This window comes from Streptomyces sp. NPDC005962, from assembly GCF_040629205.1.
GTDB lineage: Bacteria > Actinomycetota > Actinomycetes > Streptomycetales > Streptomycetaceae > Streptomyces.
In genome coordinates this window covers 81,889-108,823 of the sequence record NZ_JBEXVE010000003.1, presented here as the reverse complement: position 1 = coordinate 108,823, position 26,935 = coordinate 81,889, and the positions used below count along the sequence as shown (strand labels likewise).

At 74.0% G+C, this 26,935-nt stretch carries 2 protein-coding genes; both read right to left on the bottom strand.

Annotated features, from left to right (window positions below; translation table 11 throughout):
• Positions 1-17,229, bottom strand: coding sequence for an SDR family NAD(P)-dependent oxidoreductase (locus ABZ370_RS06820; protein WP_358617484.1), 17,229 nt, complete (start codon positions 17,227-17,229; stop codon positions 1-3).
• Positions 17,230-17,270: 41 nt separating this feature from the next.
• Positions 17,271-26,894, bottom strand: a complete 9,624-nt coding sequence (locus tag ABZ370_RS06815) for a type I polyketide synthase (protein ID WP_358617481.1) — start codon at positions 26,892-26,894, stop codon at positions 17,271-17,273.
• Positions 26,895-26,935 lie beyond the last annotated feature (41 nt).

The following is a 26,935-nucleotide window of genomic DNA, read 5'->3' as shown; positions in this document are numbered from 1 at the left end:
TCAGGAGATCCCGAATTCTTTGCCGAGGAAGTCGATGAGGTCATCGTCCGTCGCGGACTCGATCTCCCCGACGACGTCGGCGCCGTCTTCCGGTCCTCGGTTGTCGTTCCATTGCGCGAGCAGCGCCTGCAGTCGTGCGGCGATCCTGCTCCGGTCCTCGTCGTCCGGGGTGGCTTCGGCGGCCCCGGCCAGGGACCTTTCGAGCCCGTCGAGTTCGGCGAGCAGCGAGGTGACCCCCGTCGCCTCGTCCGGCAGGATCTCGCCCCGCAGGTACTGGACCAGTGTGTTCGGTGTCGGGTAGTCGAAGACCAGCGTCGCCGGGAGCCGGACTCCGGTGGTCGCGTTCAGGCGGTTGCGCAGCTCGACCGCGGTGAGCGAGTCGAAGCCGACCTCGCTGAACGAGCGCGCCGGGTCGACCGTCTCCGGGCCCGGGTAGCCGAGTACGGCCGCCACCTGGGTGCACACCAGGTCGAGCACCGCCTCGTCGCGCTCGGGCTCGGACAGCCCGGCGAGCCTCGTGCGCAGCGCGTCCGCCCCGCCCGGGGCGGCGGCCGCGGACCCCGCCGCCCGGCGGGCGGGGGTCGCCGCCCGTACCAGGCCGCGGAAGAGGGGCGGCAGCATGCCTACGCCTGCTTGGGCGCGGAGGGCGGACATGTCCAGGGGCATGGGGACGAGCAGTGCGTCGGTGGTCTTCGTCGCCGCGTCGAAGAGCTCCAGGCCGGTGTCGGCCGTGAGCACGCCGATGCCGCCTCGGCGGATGCGGGCGATCTCCGTTTCGTCCAGCTCACCGCCCATGCCTCCGGCCATCGACCACAGGCCCCAGGCGAGGGAGGTGGCGGGCAGGCCGTTCGCTGCGCGGTGCTGGGCCAGGGCGTCCAGGAAGGCGTTCGCCGCCGCGTAGTTGCCCTGTCCGGCACCGCCGAAGACTCCGGCGGCGGAAGAGAAGACGATGAATGCCTTCAGGTCCTGGTCCGCCGTCAGACTGTGGAGGTTCCAGGCCGCGTCCGCCTTCGGGCGCAGGACCTTGGCCAGCCGGTCGGGGGTGAGGGACGCGATCACGCCGTCGTCCAGGACACCTGCCGTGTGGACTACCGCTGTCAGGGGGTGGGCTGTGGGGATCGCTGCCAGGGTCTCGGCCAGGGCGTTGCGGTCTGCCACGTCGCAGGCCGACCAGTGCACGGTGGCGCCCAGCTCGGCCAGCTCCGTTGTGAGTTCGGCTGCGCCCGGGGCCGCTTCGCCCCTGCGGCTCACCAGGAGGAGGTTTCGTACGCCGCGTTCGGCCACCAAGTGGCGGGCGAAGAGGCCACCCAGGGTGCCGGAGGCACCCGTGAGGAGGACCGTGCCGTCCGGGTTCCACTCGGTGGCTTCGTCCTGCGCCGATGTGGTCGTGCGGGCCAGGCGGGGGGCCAGAAGCTCGCCGTTGCGTACGGCCACCTGGGGTTCGTCCGTCGCTACGACCGTTGCCAGGGTGTTCAGGGAGGTGTCGTCGGCGTCGGTGTCGACCAGGATCAGGCGGTCCGGGTTCTCCGCCTGGGCGGAGCGGATGAGGCCACGGGCGGCGGCGTGGGCCAGGTCGGTGGCGGAGGTGAGGATGATCAGGCGGGTGTCCGCGAAGCGGTCGTCGGCCAGCCACTGCTGGAGCAGGGCCAGCACGTGGGTGGTGGCGTGGTGCGCCGTGGTGGCGGGCGAGGGGGTCTCCCCCACCCCGCCCCTTCCCGAAACTTGGGGCTCCGCCCCAAGACCCCGGTCCTCAAGCGCCGGACGGGCTGGAGATGCCGCACCCGGGCCTTCAAGTGCCGCGCCGTCCGCGTACGGCCCCGGACGCCCTTCGGGCGTGTCCTCAAGCGCCGGACGGGCTTGATTTGCCAGGTCCACCACTACGTACTCCGGAGCCTCCGTGCCCGCGTCCAGGGCGGACGCCAGTGCGGGCAGGTCCGGGTATGCGGGGGTGCCCAGGGTGTCCGTGCCCAGGGTCGCCCAGCGGGGCGTGGGCAGCGCGTCGGGGGACGACGGGAGCGGGGGCCAGGTGACGTGGAAGAGGGCGTCCGACGGGTTGCCCGGGCGGGTGGCGGCCAGTTGGGCCGGGGACACCGTGCGCAGGGCCAGGCCTTCCACGGACGCCACCGGGGCGCCCGTCGCGTCCGCCAGCGACAGCGACACCGTGCCCGTGGTGGTGCCCGTCAGCCGCACTCGCAGGGCGGAGGCGCCTACGGCGTGCAGGGATACGCCCGTCCACGAGAACGGCAGTCGGCCTTGGCCGCCGCCGTCTTCGTCGGCGGCGGCCAGCCCGAGGGCGTGCAGTGCCGCGTCCAGCAGGGCCGGGTGGAGGCCGAAGGTCTTGGCGTCGGCCTCGGTGCCCTCCGGGAGCCTGACCTCGGCGAACACCTCGTCCTCGCGCCGCCAGGCCGCCTCCAGGCCCTGGAAGACCGGGCCGTAGGCGAAGCCGGAATCGGCCAGGCCGTCGTACAGGCCCTCGACGGCGATCCGCTCGGCGTCGGCGGGCGGCCAGGCGGTGAGGTCGAACGTACCCGCGTCCGCGTCGGCGGTCAGCGCGCCGGTCGCGTGCCGCAGCCACGGCTCGTCGGCCGGGGCGTTCTCGGCGCGGGAGTGCATCGTCAGCGCGCGGCGGCCGGTGGTGTCGGGGGCCGTGAGCGACAGGCGGAGCTGGATCGCGCCCCGCTCGGGCACGATCAGCGGTGCCTCAAGGGTGAGTTCGTCCAGCCGGTCGCAGCCCGCGTGTTCCCCGGCGCGCAGTGCCAGCTCCACGAACGCGGTGCCGGGCAGCAGCACCGTGCCCATCACGGCGTGGTCGGCCAGCCACGGCTGGGCCTGGAGGGAGAGGCGTCCGGTGAAGGCGAAGCCGTCCGCGTCGGGCAGTTCCACGGCGGCGCCGAGCAGCGGGTGGCCCGCCGCGTGCAGGCCGATCGCGGTGGCGTCGCCGCCGGTGGGCCCGATGTCCAGCCAGAACCGGCGGCGCTGGAACGCGTATGTCGGCAGGTCCACCCGGTGCGCGCCGTACGGGGCGTACAGCGCCTCGAAGTCCACGGCGGCGCCCCGGGCATGGGCCTGGCCGAGCGCGGTGAGCAGCGTCTCCGGCTCCGGGCGCCCGCCGCGCAGGGTGGCGGCGAAGGCGTGGCTCCCGTCCGTGACGCAGTCCTGCGCCATGGCGGTGAGCACGCCCTCGGGGCCCAGTTCGACGTACGTGGTGACGCCCTGCGCTTCGAGTGCGCGGACACCGTCGAGGAAGCGGACCGCCTCGCGGACGTGGCGTACCCAGAAGTCGGGGGTCGTGATGTCGTCGGAGGAGACGATGTTCCCGGTCAGGTTGGAGACGATCGGGATGCGGGGGGCTTCGTACGTCAGCTCCTCCGCCACCTGGCGGAACGCGTCCAGCATGCCGTCCATGTGCGGCGAGTGGAACGCGTGGCTGACGGTGAGGCGCTTGGTCTTGCGGCCCTGCGCCTCGAAACCGGCCGCGATCTCCAGAGCCGCGTCCTCGTCGCCCGCGACCACGACCGACGTCGGGCCGTTGACGGCCGCGAGGCTCACCCGCTTGCTCAGGTGCGGCGTCACCTCGTCCTCGGACGCCTGGACGGCGATCATCGCGCCACCGGCGGGCAGTCGCTGCATCAGACGGCCACGGGCGGCCACCAGCTTCGCGGCGTCCGCGAGGGAGAGCACGCCTGCCACATGCGCGGCGGCGATCTCGCCGATGGAGTGGCCGGACAGGACGTCCGCGCGCAACCCCCACGCCTCGACCAGGCGGAACAGCGCCACCTCTACCGCGAACAGCGCGGGCTGGGTGTACGCGGTCTGGTCGAGCACCGAGGCGTCGTCGCCGAACAGCACCGTCTTCAGCGGCTGTTCGAGGTGCGGGTCCAGCTCATCGCATACGGCGTCCAGGGCTTCGGCGAACACCGGGTAGGCGTCGTAGAGCTCATGGCCCATCCCGAGCCGCTGGCTGCCCTGCCCCGTGAACAGGAACGCCACCTTGCCCTCGGCCACCGCGTCCGCCACGAGGCCGGGCGCGGTGCGGCCCTCGGCGAGGGCGGCCAGACCGGTCAGGAGGCCCTCGCGGTCCCGGGCGACGAGTGTCGCGCGGTGGTCGAAGGCGGCGCGGCCGGTGGCCAGGGAGTAGCCGAGGTCGGCGAGCGCGGCCTCGGGGTGGTCCGCCACATGGCTGCGGAGCCGGGCGCCCTGGGCGCGCAGCGCCTCCGGGGACTTGGCGGAGAGCACCCACGGCAGCGCCGCCGTGCCGTCCGCGAGCTCAGCCGCCGGACGCGGGTCCGGCTCGGGGGCCTGCTCGATGATGGCGTGGGCGTTGGTGCCGCTCATGCCGAAGGAGGAGATGCCCGCGCGGCGCGGGCGGTCCGTCTCCGGCCACTCCCTCGCCTCCGCGAGCAGCGACACCGCGCCCGCCTCCCAGTCGACGTGCGGCGACGGCTCGTCGATGTGCAGCGACTGTGGCAGCACACCATGCCGCATGGCGAGCACCATCTTGATGATGCCCGCGACACCCGCCGCGGCCTGCGTGTGGCCGAAGTTGGACTTGATGGAGCCGAGCCACAGCGGCTGCCCCTCCGGCCGCTCACGGCCGTAGGTGGCCAGCAGCGCCTGCGCCTCGATCGGGTCGCCCAGCGTCGTCCCCGTACCGTGTGCCTCGACGGCGTCCACCTCGGCGGCGGACAGTCCGGCGTTCGCCAGGGCCTGGCGGATGACGCGCTGCTGGGACGGACCGTTCGGCGCCGTCAGACCATTGGACGCACCGTCCTGGTTGACCGCCGTACCCCGCACCACGGCCAGCACCTGGTGGCCATTGCGACGTGCGTCCGACAGCCGCTCGACGAGCACCATGCCGACGCCCTCGCCCCAGGCCGTGCCGTCGGCCGCCGCCGCGAACGGCTTGCAGCGGCCGTCGGTGGCCAGGCCGCGCTGACGGCTGAACTCGGTGAAGACGGCGGGCGTGGTGATGATGGTGACACCGCCCGCGAGCGCCAGTGTGCATTCGCCGTTGCGCAGCGCCTGCGCCGCCAGGTGCAGCGCCACCAGCGACGACGAGCACGCCGTGTCGACGGTGACGGCCGGGCCCTCGAAGCCGAAGGTGTACGACACCCGGCCGGAGGCGATGCTGCTGGAGCCGCCGGTGCCGAGGTAGCCCTCGACGCCCTCGGGGACGGTGCTCAGCCGCGACACGTAGTCGTTGTGCATCTGGCCGACGAAGACGCCGACCTCCTTGCCGCGCAGCGTCCGCGGATTGATACCCGCGCGCTCGAACGACTCCCACGAGGTCTCCAGCAGCAGCCGCTGCTGCGGGTCCATCGCCATGGCCTCGCGCGGGTTGATGCCGAAGAACTCCGGGTCGAAGTCGGCTGCGTCGTACGTGAACCCGCCCTCGCGGGCGTACGAGGTGCCGGGCCGGTCCGGGTCCGGGTCGTAGAACGCCTCGATGTCCCAGCCCCGGTCGTCGGGCAGCCGGGAGATGCCGTCGCGGCCCTCGGCCAGCAGTTCCCACAGGTCCTCGGGGGTGCGGACGTCGCCGGGGAAGCGGCAGCTCATCGCGACGATGGCGATCGGGTCGTCCTCGTCTGCGTCCTTCGTCGTGGCGCCCGCCTGCGCCGTGACGGCCACGGCCGCCTCGGAGCCGAGCAGTTCGTCGCGCAGGTATCCGGCGAGCGCGGTCGGCGTCGGGTAGTCGAAGACGAGCGTGGCGGGCAGCCGGAGCCCGGCGGCGCCGCCGAGGCGGTTGCGGAACTCGACCGCGGTGAGCGAGTCGAAGCCGAGATCCCGGAACGCCCGGGAAGCCTCCACCGCGTCCGGCGAGTCGTGGCCGAGCACCATGGCCACCTGGCCGCGCACCAGGTCGAGCAGCAGCTGCTCGCGTTCGGCCGGGGCGAGGCGGACCAGCCGCTCCACCAGCGACGCGCCGTCCCCGGCCGCGCCCGACTCGGCGGTGCGGCGGGTCGTTCCGCCACGCACCAGGCCGCGCAGCAGCGGCGGCACCATCTCGACGCGGGCGCCCGTGAGCGACGCCAGGTCGAGCTGCATGGGCACCAGGAACGCGTCGCCGACGTCCTGGGCGGCGTCGAACAGCGCCAGGCCCTCGTCCGAGGACAGGCCCTGCACGCCCGAGCGGCTCATCCGGGACTTGTCGGTGGCCTCCAGCTCGCCGGTCATGCCGCTGGCCTCGGCCCACAGGCCCCAGGCGAGGGAGGTGGCGGGCAGGCCCTGGGCATGGCGGTGGCGGGCGAGGGCGTCCAGGAAGGAGTTGGCCGCCGCGTAGTTGGCCTGGCCGGGGCCGCCGAACGTCCCCGCCGCCGAGGAGAACAGCACGAACGCGGACAGGTCCAGGTGCCGGGTCAGCTCGTGCAGGTTCAGCGCCGCGTCCACCTTGGGCCGCAGCACCTTCTCCAGCCGCGGGCCCGTCAGTGAGCCGATCACCCCGTCGTCCAGCACACCGGCCGTGTGCACCACGGCGGTCAGCGGGTGTGCGGCGGGGACGGCGGCCAGGACGGCGGCGAGCTGGTCGCGGTCGGCCGCGTCACACGCGGCGACGGTGACCTCGGCGCCCAACTCGCGCAGTTCGGCGGCGAGTTCGGCCGCGCCCGTGGCCTGCTCGCCCCGTCGGCTGGTCAGCAGCAGGTGCCGGGCGCCGCGCTCGGTCACCGCGTGCCGGGCGACGAGGCCGCCCAGGGTGCCGGTGCCGCCGGTGATCAGCACCGTGCCGTCCGGGTTCCACGCGGCGGGCACGGTGAGGACGACCTTGCCGATGTGCCGGGCCTGGCTGAGGTAGCGGAACGCGTCCGGGGCCTGCCGCACATCCCACGCGGTGATCGGCAGCGCCCGCAGCGCACCCCGCTCGAACAGCTCCAGCAGTTCGCACAGCATGGCCTGGATGCGGTCCAGGCCCGCCTCGGTCAGGTCGAACGCCTGGTAGGAGACGCCCGGATAGGCGGCCGCGACCTCCTCGGGCGCCCGGACGTCCGTCTTGCCCATCTCGACGAACCGGCCGCCGCGCGGCAGCAGCCGCAGCGACGCGTCCACGAACTCGCGCGCCAGCGAGTCCAGTACGACGTCCACGCCCCGCCCGCCGCTGGCCTCGCGGAAGCTCTCCTCGAAGGCCAGGTCGCGGGAGGAGGCGATACGGTCGTCGGCCAGCCCGAGGCCGCGCAGCGTGTCCCACTTGGCCGGGCTGGCCGTCGCGTAGACGTCCACGCCCCAGTGGCGGGCCAGCTGCACGGCGGCCATGCCGACACCACCGGCGGCGGCGTGGACGAGCAGCGACTCGCCGCCGCGCAGGTCCGCCAGGTCGCGCAGCGCGTAGTAGGCCGTCATGAAGACGATCGGCACGGACGCGGCCTGCGCGTACGACCAGCCCTGCGGCATCGGCGCCACCATGCGGCGGTCCACGACCACCAGCGGCCCGAACCCGCCGGGCAGCATGCCCATCACCGGTTCGCCGGGCGCCAGATCGGTGACCCCGGGGCCGGTTTCGAGGACGACACCGGCGCCCTCACTGCCCATCAGGCCCGCGTCGCCGGGGTACATGCCCAGCGCGTTCAGCACATCGCGGAAGTTCACACCGGCGGCCCGGACCGCGACCCGCACCTGCCCGGCCTCCAGCGGCGCGGCGGCCTCCGGGGTCGGCAGCAGCGTCAGGTTCTCCAGCGTGCCCTTGTCCTCGATGTCCAGCCGCCACGCCTGCTCACCGGCAGGCGGCACCATCGGCCCGTCGGTGGCGATGCGCGCCAGCCGGGGCGCGTGGACGGTGCCACGGCGCAGCGCGAACTGCGGCTCGCCGGAGGCCAGCGCGGTGCGCAGGGCCTCGTACGAGGCGTCGGTGCCGTCGAGGTCGGCCAGCCTCAGCCGGTCGGGGTTCTCGGACTGCGCGGAGCGCACCAGACCCCACACCGGGGCATGCGCCAGGTCATACGTCCCCGCGTCACCGGCGGTGGCCACCGCGCCCCGGGTCACCAGGACCAGCTGGGAGGCGGCGAACCGGTCGTCGGCCAGCCACTCCCGTACGAGGGCCAGCGCGTCCTGGGTGGCGGTGTGGACCGCGCCCGTCACGTCGTCGGTGGCACGCGGTTCGAGGTGGGCGAGGACGAATTCCGGCAGGTCCCCTGCTTCGCCCAGCGCGGCCAGGTCGGTGTGGACCGCCGCACCGGACGTCAGCGCGTCGGGCGCGCCGCCGCCGAGCACCGACCACCGCACACTGCCCTGCGTGGCGGCCGGGGGCACGGTGGCCCAGTCCAGCCGGTACAGCGACTCGTGGTACGTGGCCGACCTGGCGCCCGCGAGCTGCCCGGCCGCGACCGGACGCAGCGCCAGCTGCTCCACGGACGCCACCGGGGCACCGGTCCCGTCGGCCAGCTCCAGCGACACCGCGTCCGTCCCGGCCGGGGTCAGCCGCACCCGGAGCGCACCGGCGCCGACCGCGTGCAGCGACACCCCGCTCCAGGAGAACGGCAGCCTGCCCTGCTCATCGCCGTCGGGACGGGCGAACGTGCTGTGCAGCGCGGCGTCCAGCAGCGCCGGGTGCAGCCCGAACGCCTTGGCGTCGGCCTCGGCGCCCTCGGGCAGCCGGACCTCGGCGAACACCTCGTCGCCGCGCAGCCAGGCCGCCTCCAGCCCCTGGAAGACCGGGCCGTACGCGAAACCGCCCTGCGCCAGGTGCTCGTAGAGGCCGTCGACCTCGGCGGGCTCGGCGCCCGGCGGCGGCCACGCCGTCAGATCGAACGACGGCCGCGGGCCGCCCGCCACCAGCACACCACTGGCGTGCCGGGTCCACGGCAGCTCGGCGGGCGCGTCCTGGGCCCGCGAGTACAGCTCCAGCGTGCGGTGTCCGGCGGCCTGCGGGGCGCCGACCATGATCTGCACCTGTACCGCGCCACGCTCGGGGAGGATCAGCGGCGCCTCGATGGTCAGCTCGTCCAGCCGGTCGCAGCCCACCTGGTCACCGGCGTGGATCGCCAGCTCGACGAAGGCGGTGCCGGGCAGCAGGACCGTGCCCATGACGGCGTGGTCGGCCAGCCACGGGTGGCTTTCGAGGGAGAGCCTGCCCGTGAGCAGGAAGCCGTCGGAGTCGGCCAGCGGCACGGCCGCACCCAGCAGCGGGTGATCGGCCCGGCCCAGGCCCGCCGACTCCACGTCGCCGACGAAGCCCGCAGGGTTCGTCAGCCAGAAGCGGCGGTGCTGGAAGGCGTACGTGGGCAGGTCCACGCGGGACGCACCGGTCCCGGCGAAGTACGCCGCCCAGTCCGGCGCCACGCCACGGACGTGCAGCCGGGCGAGGGCGGCGGTGACGGTGTCGGCCTCGGGGCGGTCCTTGCGGAGGGTGGGCACGAAGACGGCTTCGTCCTCGGTCACGCACTCCTGGGCCATGGCGGACAGCACACCGTCGGGGCCGAGTTCGAGGTAGGTGGTGACGCCCTGGGCCTCCAGGGTGCGGACACCGTCGAGGAAGCGGACGGCTTCGCGGACGTGCCGCACCCAGAAGTCCGGGGTCGTGATGTCGTCGGCGGAGACGATGTCCCCGGTGAGGTTGGAGACGATCGGGATGCGGGGGGCTTCGTAGGTCAGCCCCTGCGCGACCTCGCGGAACGCGTCGAGCATCCCGTCCATGCGCGGGGAGTGGAACGCGTGGCTGACGGTGAGCCGCTTGGTCTTACGACCCTGCGCCTCGAAACCAGCCGCGATCTCCAGTGCCGCGTCCTCGTCACCCGCGATGACCACGGACATCGGCCCGTTGAGGGCGGCGATGCTGACGCGGTCGGTGAGCAGCGGCGCCACCTCGTCCTCCGACGCCTGCACCGCGACCATCGCGCCACCGGCCGGAAGCTCCTGCATCAGACGCCCACGCGCCGCCACCAGCTTGGCGGCGTCCGCGAGGGAGAACACGCCCGCCACATGCGCGGCGGCGATCTCACCGATGGAGTGGCCGGAGAGGAAGTCCGCCCGCAGCCCCCACGCCTCGACGAGACGGAACAGCGCCACCTCGACCGCGAACAGCGCGGGCTGGGTGTACGCGGTCTCGTCGAGCACCGAGGCGTCGTCGCCGAACAGCACCGTCTTCAGAGGCTGTTCAAGGTGCGGGTCCAGCTCATCGCATACGGTGTCCAGCGCCTCCGCGAACACCGGGTAGGCCTCGTACAGTTCACGGCCCATCCCGAGCCGCTGGCTGCCCTGACCGGTGAACAGGAACGCCACCTTGCCGCCGTCGGCCACCGATCCCTCGGTCAGCCCCGCGGCGGACTCGCCGCGCACCAGGGCCTCCAGGCCCGCGACCAGCGTGGCGCGGTCGTCGCCGACCACCACCGCGCGGTGGTCCAAGGCGGCGCGCGTGGTGGCGAGCGAGTAGCCGAGGTCGGCCAGCGGCAGCCCGGGCCGCTCCTCCAGGTGGGCGAGCAGCCGTACGGCCTGGTCGCGCAGCGCGTCGGCGGACTTGCCGGACAGGGCCCAGGGCAGCACCCCGGCCGCGCGGGGCGCGGTGTTCGTCGCGGGCCGGGGCTCAGGCTCGGGCTCGGGGGCCTGCTCGATGATGGCGTGGGCGTTGGTGCCGCTGACGCCGAAGGAGGAGATGCCCGCGCGGCGCGCGTGCCCGGTCTCCGGCCATTCCCGCGCCTCGGCGAGCAGCGAAACCGCGCCCGCCTCCCAGTCGACGTGCGGCGACGGCTCATCGATGTGCAGCGACTGCGGAAGCACACCATGCCGCATGGCGAGGACCATCTTGATGATGCCCGCGACACCCGCCGCGGCCTGCGTGTGGCCGATGTTCGACTTGATGGAGCCGAGGTAGAGCGGCTGTTCGGCGGTCTTCTCCTTGCCGTACGTGGCCAGCAGCGCCTGCGCCTCGATCGGGTCGCCCAGCGTGGTCCCCGTACCGTGCGCCTCGACCGCGTCCACCTCGGCGGCGGAGAGGCCCGCACCGGCGAGGGCCGCGCGGATGACGCGCTGCTGCGACGGGCCGTTCGGCGCCGTCAGACCGTTCGACGCGCCGTCCTGGTTGACCGCCGTACCCCGCACCACGGCCAGCACCTGGTGGCCATTGCGGCGTGCGTCCGACAGCCGCTCCACGAGCAGCATGCCGACGCCCTCGCCCCAGCCCGTGCCGTCGGCCGTGGCGGCGAAGGACTTGCAGCGGCCGCTGGCCGACAGGCCGCCCTGGCGGCTGAAGTCGATGAAGGTGTCCGGGGTGGACATGACGGTGACGCCGCCCGCGAGCGCCATGGTGCACTCGCCGTTGCGCAGCGCCTGCGCGGCCAGGTGCAGCGCCACCAGCGACGACGAGCACGCCGTGTCGATGGTGACGGCCGGGCCTTCGAGACCGAAGGTGTACGACACCCGACCCGAGGCGACACTGCCCGCCGAACCGGTGCCGAGGTAGCCCTCCAGGCCCTCGGGGAGGGCGGTCAGCCGGGAGAGGTAGTCGTGGTACATGACGCCGGTGAAGACGCCGGTCCGGCTGCCGCGCACGGTCGCCGGGTCGATGCCCGCGCGCTCGAACGCCTCCCAGGAGGACTCCAGCAGCAGCCGCTGGTGGGGGTCCATGGCGAGGGCTTCGCGGGGGTTGATGCCGAAGAAGTCCGGGTCGAACTCGCCCGCGTCGTAGAGGAATCCGCCCTCGATGGTGGCGCTGGTGCCCGCCTGCCCCTGGTCGTCGCCCAGGATTCCGCCCAGCTGCCAGCCACGGTCGGTGGGGAAGCCGGAGATGGCGTCGGCGGCGCCCATGACGAGCTGCCACAGCTCCTCGGGGCTGCTGACGCCGCCCGGGTAGCGGCAGCTCATGCCGACGATGGCGATCGGCTCGTCGTCGGCGACGGCGGTGGCCGCCACCGGGGCCGCGGCGCCCTCGTCGGCCTGGTCGCCGAGGATCTCGGTGCGCAGGAACCCGGCGAGCGAGGTGGGTGTGGGGTAGTCGAAGACGAGGGTGGCGGGGAGCCGTACGCCCGTGACGGCGCCGATGCGGTTGCGCAGCTCGACGGCGGTGAGCGAGTCGAAGCCCAGCTCCTTGAAGGCGCGGCCCGCGCCGACGGCCTCCGGGCCCGCGTAGCCGAGGACGGCGGCGACCTGGCCGCAGACGATCTCCAGCAGCAGCCGGTCGCGTTCCGGGACGGACAGCACGAGGAGCCGTTCGGCGAGCCCGCCGCCGCCCGCGGCGCCCGACTCGGCGGTGCGGCGGGCCGGTCCGCCGCGCACCAGGCCGCGCAGCAGCGCGGGGACCATGGTGGCATCGGCGTGGCGCAGGGACGCCAGGTCCAGGTGCATGGGGACGAGCGCGGGGTCGCCGACGGCGAGCGCGGTGTCCAGCAGGGCCAGGCCCTCGTCGGAGGAGAGAGCGGCGACTCCGGCGCGGGTGATGCGCTGGATGTCGGCGTCGTCCAGCTCGCCGGTCATGCCGCTGCGCTCGGCCCACAGGCCCCAGGCCAGCGCGGTCGCGGGGAGTCCCTGGGCGCGGCGGCGCTGGGCGAGGGCGTCCAGGAAGGAGTTGGCGGCCGCGTAGTTGGCCTGTCCGGGGCCGCCGAGCGTTCCGGCGGCGGCGGAGAACAGGACGAACGCGGACAGGTCCAGCTCGCGGGTCAGCTCGTGGAGGTTCCACGCCGCGTCCACCTTGGGCGGCAGGACGCGGTCGACGCGCTCGGCGGTGAGCGAGCCGATGACACCGTCGTCGAGGACACCGGCGGTGTGCACGACGGCGGTCAGCGGGTGTGCGGCGGGGACGGCGGCCAGGGTTTCGGCCAGCGCGTCGCGGTCGGCCACGTCGCAGGCGGCGAGGGTGACGTCGGCGCCGGACGCGCGCAGTTCGGCGACGAGGTCGGCGGCGCCGTGCGCGTCGGCGCCACGGCGGCTGAGCAGCAGCAGGTGGCGTACGCCGTGCTCGGCGACCAGGTGGCGGGCGACCAGGCCGCCCAGGGTGCCGGTGGCGCCGGTGACCAGGGCCGTGCCCTCGGGGTCGAGGGCGGGGGCGGTGTGGGCGGCGTCGGAGGCGACCTTCGCCAGGCGCGGTACGACGACGGACCCGGCGCGGACCGCGAGCTGCGACTCGCCGGTGGCCAGGGCGGGGGCGAGGGCGCGATACGAGGCGTCGTCGCCGTCGATGTCGACGAGGGTGAAGCGGTCCGGGTTCTCGGACTGCGCGGAGCGCAGCAGCCCCCACAGCGGGGCGTGCGCCAGGTCGTCGGTGTCGGCGTCCGGGGCGGTGGCGACGGCGCCACGGGTGGCGATCACCAGCCGGGAGCCCTCGAACCGGTCGTCGGCGAGCCAGCGTTGGGCCAGCTCCAGCGCGCGGTGCAGGGCGTCGCGTACGGCGTCCTGCACCGGGATGTCCGTCTCGGCCGGGAAGAACGGCGCGACGACGGCCTGCGGCACCGGGGCGCCGCCGGTCACGGCCTCGCCGAGCGCGGCCAGGTCGGGATATCCGGCGGCGGTGGGCAGCGCGGTGGCCAGCTCGGGCGTCGGGTCGCCCAGCAGCGCCCACTGCCCGGCCACGACGGTGGTGGCGGACGGCACCGGGGCGGGGGTCCACTCGACGCGGAACAGCGCGTCGTGGAAGGCGCCGCGCGCGGAGTGCACCTGCTCGGGCGAGACCGGGCGCAGCAGCAGCGCGTCGACGGAGGCGACGGGCGCGCCGCTCTCGTCGGTGACCAGGACGGCCACGGAGTCCTGGCCCGCGGGCGAGAGCCGGACGCGCAGCGCGGAGGCGCCGACGGCGTGCAGCCGGACGCCGCTCCAGGAGAACGGGAGGCGGCCGTGTTCGGTGTCCTCCAGGAGGGAGCCGATGCCGACGGCGTGCAGGGCCGCGTCCAGCAGCGCCGGGTGCAGCCCGAACAGGTCGGCCTCGGCGCGGGCGCCGTCGGGGAGGCGTACTTCGGCGTACACGTGGTCGCCGTGCTGCCAGGCGGCCTTGAGGCCCTGGAACACCGGGCCGTAGGCGAATCCGCTCCCGGTGAGCCACTCGTACAGCCCGTCGACGGGGACCTCGGTGGCATCGGCGGGCGGCCAGGTGGTGAGCCCGTCATCAGGCGTCGTGGCGCCGGTGGCACCCGTGGCGGCGGTGGCGAGCACACCGGTGGCGTGGCGGGTCCACTCGCCCTCGCCCCAGGTGCCGTCGGCGGCCTCTTCGAGCCGCGAGTGGAGGGTCAGCGAGCGGCGGCCGGTCTCGTCCGGCGCGCCCACGGACACCTGCACCTGCACCCCGCCTTGCGGGGGCAGTACGAGCGGCGCTTGAAGGGTCAGCTCTTCCAGGACGTCGGCGCCGACGTGGTCACCGGCGCGGATGGCCAGTTCGACGAAGGCCGTGCCGGGCAGCAGCACGGTGTCCATGACGGCGTGGTCGGCGAGCCACGGGTGGGTCTGGAGGGAGAGCCTGCCGGTGAACAGGAATCCGGCGGCGTCGGCGAGCGAGACGGCGGCGCCGAGCAGCGGATGGTCGGCGGAGCCGAGCCCGGCGGCGGTGACGTCCCCGGTCCAGGGCCCGGCGGGCTCGGGCCAGTACAGCTCGCGCTGGAAGGCGTAGGTGGGCAGTTCGACGCGGCGGGCGCCGGAGCCCGCGAAGACGGCGGCCCAGTCGACGGCCACGCCGTGCACATGGGCGCGGGCGAGCGCGTCGGTCAGGGCGGTGGCCTCGGGGCGGTCGCCGCGCAGGATGGGCACGAAGGCGGCGCCGCCGTCGGTGACGCAGTCCTGCGCCATGGCGGTGAGCACCCCGTCGGGGCCCAGCTCGACGAAGGTGGCGACACCGTACTCTTCGAGCCTGCGGACGCCGTCGGTGTAGCGGACCGCCGAACGGACGTGCCGGACCCAGTAGTCGGGCGAGCAGATCTCGTCGGCGGACACGGACGTGCCGGTCAGGTTGGAGATGACGGGGATGACGGGCGGCGCGTAGGTGACGCCCTGCGCGACCTCGCGGAACGCCTCCAGCATGCCGTCCATGTGCGGCGAGTGGAACGCGTGGCTGACGGTGAGCCGCTTGGTCTTGCGGCCCTGCGCCTCGAACGACGCGGCGATTTCCAGAGCCGCGTCCTCGTCGCCCGCGATGACGACCGACGTCGGACCGTTGAGGGCGGCGATCGAGACACGGTCGGTGAGCTGCGGCGTCACCTCGTCCTCGGACGCCTGGACGGCGATCATCGCGCCACCGCCCGGAAGCTCCTGCATCAGACGGCCACGGGCCGCGACCAGCTTGGACGCGTCCGCGAGGGAGAGCACGCCCGCCACATGTGCGGCGGCCAGCTCGCCGATGGAGTGGCCGACGAGGAAGTCGGGCTTCACACCCCACGTTTCCAGCAGCCGGAACAGCGCCACTTCGAGGGCGAACAGGGCGGGCTGGGTGTACCCGGTGCGGTTGAGCAAGTCACCGTCGTCACCGAACATCACATCCCGCAGGGGCAGTTCGAGGTGGCCGTCGAGTTCGGCGCACACCTCGTCCAGCGCCTTCGCGAAGGCCGGGACGGCCGCGTACAGCTCGCGTCCCATGCCAGGGCGCTGGCTGCCCTGTCCGGTGAACAGGAACGCGACCTTGCCCTCGCCGACCTCGCCCTGGACGACCCCGCTCGCGGGGTTTTCCTCGGCGAGCGCGGCCAGTCCGCGCAGCAGGTCGTCCCGGCCGCCGTCGCCCGCGAGGACCACGGCGCGGTGGTCCAGCGCGGCGCGGGTGGTGGCCAGGGAGTGGGCGAGGTCGACCAGGCCGAGGCCCGGGTCGCCCTCCACATGGGCGGTAAGCCGCGCGGCCTGGGCGCGCAGCGCCTCCGCGCTCTGCCCGGACACCAGCAGCGGCAGCTGCCCGCCGAGCCCGGACCACTCGCCGTCGGCCGTCTCCGGCTCACGGTCCTCGGCGGGGGCCTGCTCGATGACGGTGTGGGCGTTCGTCCCGCTCACGCCGAACGAGGAGATGCCCGCGCGGCGCGGCTGGCCGGTCTCCGGCCACGGGGTGTTCTCGGTGAGCAGCGACACCGCGCCCGCCGACCAGTCGACGTCGCCGGAGGGCGCGTCGACGTGCAGCGTCCTGGGCAGGACGCCGTGCTCGATGGCCTTGACCATCTTGATGATTCCGGCGACACCGGCCGCGGCCTGGGTGTGCCCGAAGTTGGACTTGACGGAGCCGAGCCACAGCGGGCGGCCCTCGGCCCGGTTCTGCCCGTACGTGGCGAGCAGCGCCTGCGCCTCGATGGGGTCGCCGAGCGACGTCCCGGTGCCGTGTGCCTCGACGGCGTCGACCTGGGCCGGGGTGAGACGGCCGTCGGTGAGCGCCTGGCGGATGACGCGCTGCTGGGACGGGCCGTTCGGCGCCGTCAGACCGTTGGACGCACCGTCCTGGTTGATGGCGGAGCCGCGCACGAGGGCGAGCACCTGGTGGCCGTTCTTCCGGGCGTCCGACAGCCGCTCCACGAGCAGCATGCCGACGCCCTCGCCCCAGCCCGTGCCGTCCGCGCCGTCGGCGAACGCCTTGCAGCGGCCGTCGGGGGCGAGACCCCGCTGACGGCTGAAGTTGATGAACGCGCGCGGGCTGTTCATGACCGTGACGCCACCGGTCAGCGCCAGCGAGCACTCACCGCTGCGCAGCGCCTGCACGGCCAGGTGCAGCGCCACCAGCGACGCAGAGCAGGCCGTGTCGACGGTGAGCGCCGGGCCCTCCAGGCCGAAGGTGTAGGAGATGCGGCCGGAGATGACGCTCGCCGCGTTGCCGGTGAGCAGGTACTGCTCGACGCCCTGCGGCAGCCGGTGCAGCAGCTCCGGGTAGTCCTGGCCGTTGGTGCCGATGAAGACACCGGCCTTGCTGCCGCGCAGCGTGGCCGGGTCGATCCCGGCCCGCTCGAACGTCTCCCAGGAGGTTTCCAGCAGCAGCCGCTGCTGGGGGTCCATGCCGAGGGTTTCGCGCGGGCTGATCCCGAAGAACCCGGCGTCGAACTCGCCCGCGCCCTCCAGGAATCCGCCCTTGTCGGTGTAGCTGGTGCCCTGCTGGTCGGGGTCGGCGTCGAAGAGCGACGAGACGTCCCAGCCCCGGTCCGTGGGGAAGTCCGTGACGGCGTCACCGCCACCGGCCACGAGCTGCCACAGCTCCTCGGGAGACGTGACGCCTCCGGGGAAGCGGCAGCTCATGCCGACGATCGCGATCGGCTCAGGCTCCTGCGACTCGACCTCACGAAGACGCTGCCGCGTCTGGTGCAGATCGGCGGTCACCCGCTTGAGGTAGTCGAGGATCTTGTCCTGATCCGCCATTGGAGTCTCACCCATGCTTCTCGTCACAAACCTTGCGCCCGCGGACCCATCGATCCTTAGATTCCGAGTTCTTTCTCGATGAAGTCGAAGACCTCATCCTGCGTCGCCTCTTGCAGCTTCCGCGTCACCGTTCCGGCGCCGCCGCCGTCCGTCTCGGCACCGGCCGTACGGGGCTCCGCCCACTTCGCGGCGAGGTCCCGCAGCCGGGCCGCGATGTCCTCCCGCGACGCGCTCTCCGGGTCGAGGACGGACAGTGCCGACTCCAGCGCGTCCAGCTCCGCGAGCCCGGGCGCGGCCGCCGACCCGCCGTCGCCGACGAGTTCGCCGCACAGGTACTCGGCGAGCACCGCCGGGGTCGGATAGTCGAAGACCAGCGTGGCGGGCAGCTTCTGCCCGGTGGCGACGCCCAGCCGGTTGCGCAGCTCCAGCGCGATCAGCGAGTCGAAGCCCAGCTCCTTGAACGCCCGCCCGGCGCCGACCTCGTCGGCCGTCGGGTGGCCGAGCGCCGCGGCGGCGTTGGTGCGTACGACGTCCAGGACCACCAGGGACTGTTCGGCCCGGGAGATCCCGGTCAGCCGCTGCCGCAGCGCGTCCGCCGGGGAGCCGTCCGAGGCCGCCGCCGGGTCGCCGCCCGGGCCGCCGGTCTCCCGCAGCCGCCGCACCTCCGGCAGATCGCCGATGAGCGGGCTGGGGCGGACCGCCGTGTAGCCCTGGGTGAAGCGTTCCCACTGGATGTCGGCGACGGCCACGACGGTGTCGTCGTGGTCCAGCGCCCGGTGGAGCGCCGTGACGGCCGCGTGCGGGTCCATCGCCGGGACACCGCCACGGTCCAGCCGCTCGCCGATGGCGCCACCGGCGGCGAGTCCCGTCTCGCCCCAGCGGCCCCAGGCCACGGAGGTGGCGGGCAGGCCGTCCGTACGGCGCTGCTCGGCCAGGGCGTCGAGGTAGGCGTTGGCCGCCGCGTAGTTGCCCTGCCCGGCGTCGCCGAGGGTGCCCGCGATGCCGGAGAACAGCACGAACGCGGACAGCTCCAGGCCCTGGGTCAGCTCGTGCAGATGGCGCGCCGCGTCGGCCTTCGGGCCGAGGACGGTCGCGAACCGCTGCGGGGTGAGCGCGTCCAGTACGCCGTCGTCGAGCACACCGGCGGCGTGCATCACGGCGGTGAGCGGCTGGTCGGCCGGGATCGACGCGAGCAGCGCCTCGACGGCCTTGCGGTCGGCCACATCGCACGCGGCGACGGTCACCCGCGCACCGAGCGCGGTCAGTTCGTCGCGCAGCTCGGCCGCGCCGGGCGCCTCCGGGCCACGGCGGCTGGTGAGCACCAGGTGCTCGGCGCCACTGCGGGCCAGCCAGCGCGCCACATGGGCACCCAACGCGCCCGTACCGCCGGTGACCAGCGTGGTTCCGGCCGGCTTCCAGGTCCGTGCGGCGGGCGCACCGGCCAGCGGGGAGCGGACGAGCCTGCGGGCGAACACGCCCGCCGCCCGCACCGCGAGCTGGTCCTCGCCGTCGGCCCCGGCGAGCACCCCGGCGAGCCGGGACAGCGCCCGCTCGTCGGCGGCTTCCGGCAGGTCGACCAGACCGCCCCAGCGCTCCGGGTACTCCAGCGCGGCGGTCCGGCCGAGGCCCCAGACGAGCGCCTGCTCGGGGGAGTGCGGCCGGTCCGTGGTTCCGGTGGACACCGCACCTCGGGTGGCGCACCACAGCGGCGCCTCCACCCCGGCGTCGCCCAGCGCCTGGATCAGCGCGGCGGTGCCGGTCAGCCCGGCGCCGACGCCGTCCGTGCCGGGGGCGGTCCGCTCGTCGAAGGCAAGCAGCGAGAGCACCCCGGAGACGGTTCCGGCGTCGGCCAGTTCCTCGCGCACCAGGCGGGTCAGCGACTCGCGGTCGGCCGCTGCGGCGGCCGGGGTGATCTGCCGTACGTCCGCGCCGCGTTCGGCGAGCGTACGGACCGCGCCGAGCGTCCAGTCGTCGGTGACGGCGGACTCGGGCACGGCCAGCAGCCACGTCCCGGACAGCCGCGGGGCCTGTGCCTCGGACTGGGACTTCCACGTCACGCGGTAGCGCCAGCCGTCCACCGTGGACTGCTCCCGGGTCTGCTTGCGCCACGAGGCGAGGGCGGGCAGGACGGCGCCGAGCGAGGACCGCTCGGTGTCGTCGTCGCACGCGAGCGTGTCGGCCAGCGACTCCAGGTCCTCGCGCTCGACGGCCTCCCAGAAGCGGGCGTCGACGGCGTCGGACGGCGACGCCGGGGCGTCGTCCGCCACGGCGTCGGCGGCCTGCGGCCAGAGGTTCTGGTGCTGGAAGGCGTACGTGGGCAGCTCGACGCACTCGGCGCCCGTGCCCTCGAACACCGCGTCCCAGTCGACGTCGACGCCGCGCGTCCAGGCCTCGCCGAGGGAGGCCCAGAAGCGGTCGAGACCGCCCTCGTCGCGGCGCAGCGAACCGATCGCGGCCGCCTCACGGCCCGCGTCCTCGGCCGTCTCCTGCACGCCCATGGCCAGCACCGGGTGGGCGCTGGACTCGATGAACACGTTCATGCCCTCGTCGAGGAGGCGGCGGATGGCGCTCTCCAGCTCGACGGTGCGGCGGAGGTTGGTGAACCAGTACTCGGCGTCCAGCTCGGCACCGTCGACCCACTCCCCCGTCACGGTCGACAGGAAGGGAATCTGAGCGGTCCGCGGCTGTACGGGGGCGAGCAGTGTGAGGAGTTCATCGCGCAGCAATTCCACCTGGGCGGAGTGCGAGGCGTAATCCACCGGCACCCGGCGGGCCCGGACCTCGTCCGCCTCGCACGAGGCGACCAGTTCATCGAGCGCCTCCGGCTCACCGGAGACGACCACGGCGGAGGGCCCGTTGACGGCCGCCACCGAGACGCGCTCCTCACCCCACGGCGCGATCCGCTCCCGTACGTCCGCCACCGGCAGCGCCACGGACACCATGCCGCCCTTGCCCGCCAGCACCCGGCCGATCGCCTGACTGCGCAGCGCCACCACCCGGGCGGCGTCCTGGAGGGTCAGAATCCCCGCCACGCACGCGGCCGCGATCTCGCCCTGCGAGTGGCCGACCACCGCCGACGGCCGCACACCCAGGGAACGCCACAGCTCCGCCAGGGACACCATCACCGAGAACAGCACCGGCTGAACGACGTCCACCCGCTCCAGTGACGGCGCGTCCTCCGCTCCTCGCAGCACATCCGCCAACGACCAGTCGGTGAATTCGGCGAGCGCGGCGGCACACTCATCAATACGGGCAGCGAACACCGGTGAAGCATCCAACAGGCCTTCGGCCATGCCTACCCATTGTGACCCCTGTCCTGGGAACAGGAATGCGGCCTTGCCCCCGATTGAGGCCCCCTGCACCAGGTTGGGAAGGACCTGCCCCCTAGCGAGGGCTTCCAAACCGCGAGCAAGATCATCCCGCTCCGCGCCCACCAGCACCGCGCGCCGGTCGAAGGCGGCACGGGTGGTGGCCAGGGAGTAGCCGATGTCGGCCGGACGCAGACCCGGTTCGGCGTCGAGGTGGGCCAGCAGCTTGGCGGCCTGGGCGCGCAGCGCCGCGTCGCTCTTGCCCGACAGCACCCACGGCAGCACACCGCCGCTCCGCGGATTGTCCCGTCGCGGCTCCGGCTCCTCGGCGGGTGCCTGCTCCAGGATGGTGTGGGCGTTGGTGCCGCTGAAGCCGAACGAGGACACGGCGGCGCGGCGCGGGTGGCCGGTCTCCGGCCACGGCCGGGACTCGGTCAGCAGCTCGACGTCGCCCGCCGACCAGTCCACGTGCGGGGTCGGTTCGGCGATGTGCAGCGACTCGGGCAGGACGCCGTGGCGCATGGCGAGCACCGTCTTCATCACGCCCGCGACACCGGCGGCCGCCTGGGCGTGGCCGATGTTGGACTTGATGGAGCCGAGCAGCAGCGGCTGGTTCTCGGGCCGGTCCTGGCCGTAGGTGGCGAGCAGCGCCTGCGCCTCGATGGGGTCACCCAGGGTCGTGCCCGTGCCGTGCGCCTCGACGACGTCGACCTCGCCGGTGGCCAGGCGGGCGTTGGCGAGGGCCTGTCGGATGACGCGCTGCTGGGACGGGCCATTCGGTGCCGTCAGACCATTCGACGCACCGTCCTGGTTGATGGCCGAGCCGCGCACGACCGCGAGGACCGGGTGGCCGTTCTTCCGGGCGTCCGACAGCCGCTCCACGAGCAGCATGCCGACGCCCTCGGCCGGGCTGAAGCCGTCGGCGTCCGAGGAGAACACCTTGGAGCGGCCGTCGGAGGAGAGTCCGCGCTGGCGGCTGAACTCGATGAACGTGCCGGGGGTGGCCATGACCGTCACACCGCCCGCGAGGGCGAGCGAGCATTCGCCGCCTCGCAGCGCCTGGACGGCGAGGTGCAGCGCCACCAGCGACGCCGAGCAGGCGGTGTCGACGGTGACCGCCGGGCCCTCCAGGCCGAAGGTGTAGGAGAGGCGGCCGGAGACGACGCTCGCGGCGCTTCCGGTGGCGAGGTGGCCCTCGTAGCCCTCGGTGTTGTCGCGCATGAGGATCGAGTAGTCGGAGCCGTTGGTGCCGACGAAGACGCCGGACGGGCTGCCGTGCAGCGTGGCCGGGTCGATGCCCGCGCGCTCGAACGCCTCCCACGAGGTCTCCAGCAGCAGCCGCTGCTGCGGGTCCATCGCCATGGCCTCACGCGGCGAGATCCCGAAGAACGCGGGGTCGAACTCGGCGGCCCCGGTGAGGAATCCGCCCTCGCGGGTGTAGCTGGTGCCCTGCGCGTCCGGGTCCGGGTTGTAGAGGGAGTCGATGTCCCAGCCACGGTCGCCGGGGAACTCCGACAGCGCGTCGCCACCGGCGTCGAGCAGCTGCCACAGCTCCTCCGGGGTGCGGACGCCGCCGGGGAAGCGGCAGCTCATGGCGACGATGGCGATGGGCTCGTCGTCGGTGGACGCCGCCGCCACCGGCCGCGTGGCCACGGCCGCCCGCTGCCCGCCGGACAGCTCGGTGCGCAGATGGCGCCCGAGCACCGTGGGGGTCGGGTAGTCGAAGATCAGGGTCGGGGGCAGCTTGAGCCCGCTGGCGGCGCCGAGGCGGTTGCGGAGTTCGACGGCGGTCAGCGAGTCGAAGCCCAGGTCCTTGAAGGCCCGGCCCGGCTCGACGTCGTCGGCGCCCGCGTAGCCCAGTACGGCCGCGACGGCGGTCCGCACCAGGTCCAGCACCAGCCGCTCCCGCTCGGCCTCCGACGCCCCGGCGAGCTGTCGCGCCAGCGCGGCACCGTCGGTGCCCTCGGCCTCAGTGTCGCGGTTCATGTCCGCGATGACGTCGCGTGCCTCGGGCAGGTCGTGCAGCAGCGGGCGGGAGCGGCCGGAGGTGAAGGCGAGGACGAAGCGCTTCCACTCCATGTCGGCGACGGTCAGCACCGACTCGTCGCGGTCCAGGGCGTGCTGGAGCGCGGTGACGGCCGCGCCTGGCTCCATCTCGATGACGCCGTGGCGGCGCATCCGGTCGCCGACGCCGCCCTCGGCCATGCCGCCCTCGCCCCACGGCCCCCAGGCCAGCGAGGTGGCGGGCAGGCCCTGGGCACGCCGCCACTCGGCGAACGCGTCGAGGAAGGCGTTGCCGGGCGCGTAGTTGCCCTGGCCGGGCGCGCCGAAGGTGGCCGCGAAGGACGAGAACAGCACGAACGCGGACAGGTCGAGGTCGCGGGTCAGCTCGTGCAGATGGCGGGTGGCGTCGACCTTCACCTTCAGCACCCGGTCGATCTGCTCCGGGGTCAGCCCCTCGATCACCCCGTCGTCCAGCACGGCGGCCGTGTGCACGACGGCGGTGAGCGGACGGTCGGCCGGGACGGCGTTCACTACCTCGGCCAGCGCGTCGCGGTCGGTCACATCGCACGCGGCGACGGTGACCTGGGCGCCGAGCGCGGTGAGTTCGTCGCGCAGCTCGGCCGCGCCGGGCGCGTCCGGGCCACGGCGGCTGGTGAGCACCAGGTGTTCGGCGCCGTTGCGGGCCAGCCAGCGCGCCACATGGGCGCCCAGCGCCCCCGTACCGCCGGTGACCAGCGTGGTTCCGGTGGGCTTCCAGGACCGTACGGCGGGCGTGCCGCTCAGCGGGGCGCGTACCAGGCGGCGTACGAGGAGCCCGGTGGCGCGGATGGCCACCTGGTCCTCGTCCTCGGCTCCGGCGAGGGCGGCCACCAGGCGGGACAGCGCCCGCTCGTCAGCCGCCTCGGGCAGGTCGACCAGACCGCCCCAGCGCTCTCCGTGTTCCAGCGCGGCCACCCGGCCCAGGCCCCAGATCAGCGCCTGCTCGGGCGCGTCCGGCGCCTCGGCGCGGCCGACGGACACCGCGCCACGGGTTGCGGACCACAGCGGCGCGCCGATCTCCGCGTCGCCCAGCGCCTGCACCAGCGCGAACTGCCCCGCCACCCCGGCCGGGACGGAGCCGTGGCGCGGATGCGGACGGCCGTCCAGGGCGAGGAGCGACAGCACACCGGTGAACGGGATGCCGTCGGTGTCGGTGAGCGCGGCGCGCAGCCGCTCGGTGAGCTGCTCCCGGCCCTCGGTGCCGGGGTCGACCACGATCCGCCGTACGTCGGCGCCGCGTTCGGCGAGCACACCGGCCACGGCGTCGGTCCAGGTGTCCTCGGTGGCCGGGGTGACGACGAGCCACGCCCCGGACAGCCGCGCGGACTGCCCGGCACCGGACTGCGCCTCGGCGAGCGGCTTCCACGTCACGCGGTAGCGCCAGCCGTCCACCGTGGACTGCTCGCGGGCCTGCTTGCGCCACGCCGCGAGGGCGGGCAGCAGCGCGCTGACCTGCTCGTCGCCGTCGACGGCCAGTTCGGTGGCCAGCGCCTGCCAGTCCTCGCGGTCGACGGCGTCCCAGAAGCGGGCCTCGACGGGGTCGGCGGCGGTGGCCGGAGCGGGCGCCGTGCCCGCCTCCAGCCAGTAGTGCTGGTGCTGGAAGGCGTACGTGGGCAGCTCGACGCGCTCGGCGCCCGTGCCCTCGAACACCGCCTGCCAGTCGACGTGAACGCCACGCGTCCAGGCCTCGCCGAGGGAGGCCCAGAAGCGGTCGAGGCCGCCCTCGTCGCGGCGCAGCGAACCGATCGCGGCCGCGTCCAGACCGGCGTCCTCGGCCGTCTCCTGCACACCCATCGCCAGCACCGGGTGGGCGCTGGACTCGATGAACACACCGAAGCCCTCGTCGAGGAGCCGGCGGACCGCGCCCTCCAGCTCGACCGTGCGACGGAGGTTGGTGAACCAGTACTCGGCGTCCAGCTCCGGACCCTCGACCCACTCCCCCGTCACGGTCGACAGGAACGGAATCTGCGCGGTCTGCGGCTGTACGGGGGCAAGCAGTGTGAGGAGTTCATCGCGCAGCAATTCCACCTGCGCGTAGTGCGAGGCGTAATCCACCGGCACCCGCCGCGCCCGCACCTCATCCGCCTCACAAGACGCCAACAGCTCATCAAGCGCCGTCGGCTCACCGGACACGACCACGGACGACGGACCGTTGACCGCCGCCACCGAGACGCGCTCCTCACCCCACGGCGCCATCCGCTCCCGCACCTCCGCCACTGACAGCGCCACGGACACCATGCCGCCCCTGCCCGCCAGCACCCGGCCAATGGCCTGACTCCGCAGCGCCACCACACGCGCCGCGTCCTGCAAGGTCAGAATCCCCGCCACACACGCCGCCGCGATCTCACCCTGCGAGTGCCCCACCACCGCCGACGGCGCAACCCCGAACGAACGCCACAGCTCGGAAAGGGACACCATCACCGAGAACAGCACCGGCTGGACCACATCCACCCGCTCCAGCGACGGCGCACCCTCCGCACCCCGCAGCACATCCACCAACGACCAGTCGGTGAACTCCGCCAGAGCGGCCGCGCACTCCTCGACGCGCGCCGCGAACACCGGCGAGGTGTCCATCAGCGCCACCGCCATGCCCGCCCACTGCGAGCCCTGCCCCGGGAACACGAACGCCGTGCGGCCGCCGACGACGGACCCCTGCGCCACGCCCGACGCCATGCCGCCACCGGCCAGCGCGCCCAGCCCGGCGAGCAGTTCGTCGCGGTCGCGGCCTCGTACCACCGCACGGTGGTCCAGCTGGGCTCGCGTCGTGGCCAGCGACAGGCCCACGTCCAGCGGGCGCGGCGCCGTTTCGCCCCGGAGATGGTCGAGCAGCCGCTCGGCCTGCGCGCGCAGCGCCGCCGCGCTCTTGCCGGACACCGTCCACGGCACCACGTCCAGCCGCCGCGTCGGGGGTTCCTCGGCGGGCTCCTCCGCGTCCTCCTCGGCGGGGGCCTGCTCGATGATGGTGTGCGCGTTGGTGCCGCTGAAGCCGAACGAGGAGACGGCGGCGCGGCGCGGCCGGTCGGTCTCGGGCCACGGGGTGTTCTCGCCGAGCAGCGACACGGCGCCCGCCGACCAGTCGACGTGCGGGGTGGGCTCGTCGAGGTGGAGTGTCTTGGGCAGCACGCCGTGGCGGATGGCCATGACCATTTTGATGATTCCGGCGGCACCGGCGGCGGCCTGGGTGTGGCCGATGTTGGACTTGATGGAGCCGAGCAGCAGCGGCCGTCCCTCGGGCCGGTCCTGGCCGTAAGTGGCGAGCAGCGCCTGCGCCTCGATCGGGTCGCCCAGCATCGTCCCCGTACCGTGCGCCTCGACGACGTCGACGTCGGCGGCGGCGAGGCGGCCGTTGGTGAGCGCCTGGTGGATGACGCGCTGCTGGGACGGGCCGTTCGGCGCCGTCAGACCATTCGACGCACCGTCCTGGTTGACGGCCGAACCGCGCACGATGGCGAGCACGGGGTGGCCGTTGCGGCGCGCGTCGGACAGCCGCTCGACGAGCAGCATGCCGACGCCCTCGCCCCAGCCGGTGCCGTCGGCGGCGGCGGCGAAGGGCTTGCAGCGGCCGTCGGCGGCGAGCCCGCGCTGACGGCTGAACTCGGTGAACGTGGCCGGTGTGGCCATCACGGTGACACCGCCCGCGAGGGCGAGCGAGCATTCGCCGTTGCGCAGCGCCTGCACTGCCATGTGCAGGGTGACCAGCGACGACGAACACGCCGTGTCGACGGTGACGGCCGGGCCCTCCAGGCCGAACGTGTACGACACGCGGCCGGACGCGATGCTGCCGGAGCTTCCGGTGCCGAGGAAGCCCTCGACGCCCTCGGGTACGGAGTCGAGCCGCGAGGTGTAGTCGTGGTACATGACGCCCGCGAACACACCGGTGCGGCTGCCGCGCAGTCCGGTCGGGTCGAGGCCCGCGCGCTCGAACGCCTCCCACGACGACTCCAGCAGCAGCCGCTGCTGCGGGTCCATCGCCATGGCCTCACGCGGCGAGATACCGAAGAGCGTGGGGTCGAAGCCGCCCGCGTCGTAGAGGAAGCCGCCTTCGCTCACATAGCTGGCGCCCGCCTGGTCGGGGTCGGCGTCGTACAGCGACTCGATGTCCCAGCCGCGGTCGGTCGGGAAGCCGGAGATGGCGTCCTCGCCGCCCGCGACGAGCCGCCACAGCTCCTCGGGGGTGCGTACGCCGCCCGGGTAGCGGCAGCTCATGGCGACGATCGCGATGGGCTCCTGGTGCCGCTCCTCGACCTCGCGCAGCTGACGGCGGGCCTGACGCAGGTCGGTGGTGGCCCGCTTGAGGTAGTCGCGGAGCTTGTCCTCGTTATTCACCATTGCGTCGGCTCCTTGCGAAGGGGGAGGTGGTGCTCATGAGT

Excerpts from the sequence above, each read along its gene's own strand:
- ABZ370_RS06815 (WP_358617481.1), bottom strand. The coding sequence starts at position 26,894 with ATGGTGAATAACGAGGACAAGCTCCGCGACTACCTCAAGCGGGCCACC.
- ABZ370_RS06820 (WP_358617484.1), bottom strand. The coding sequence starts at position 17,229 with ATGGGTGAGACTCCAATGGCGGATCAGGACAAGATCCTCGACTACCTC.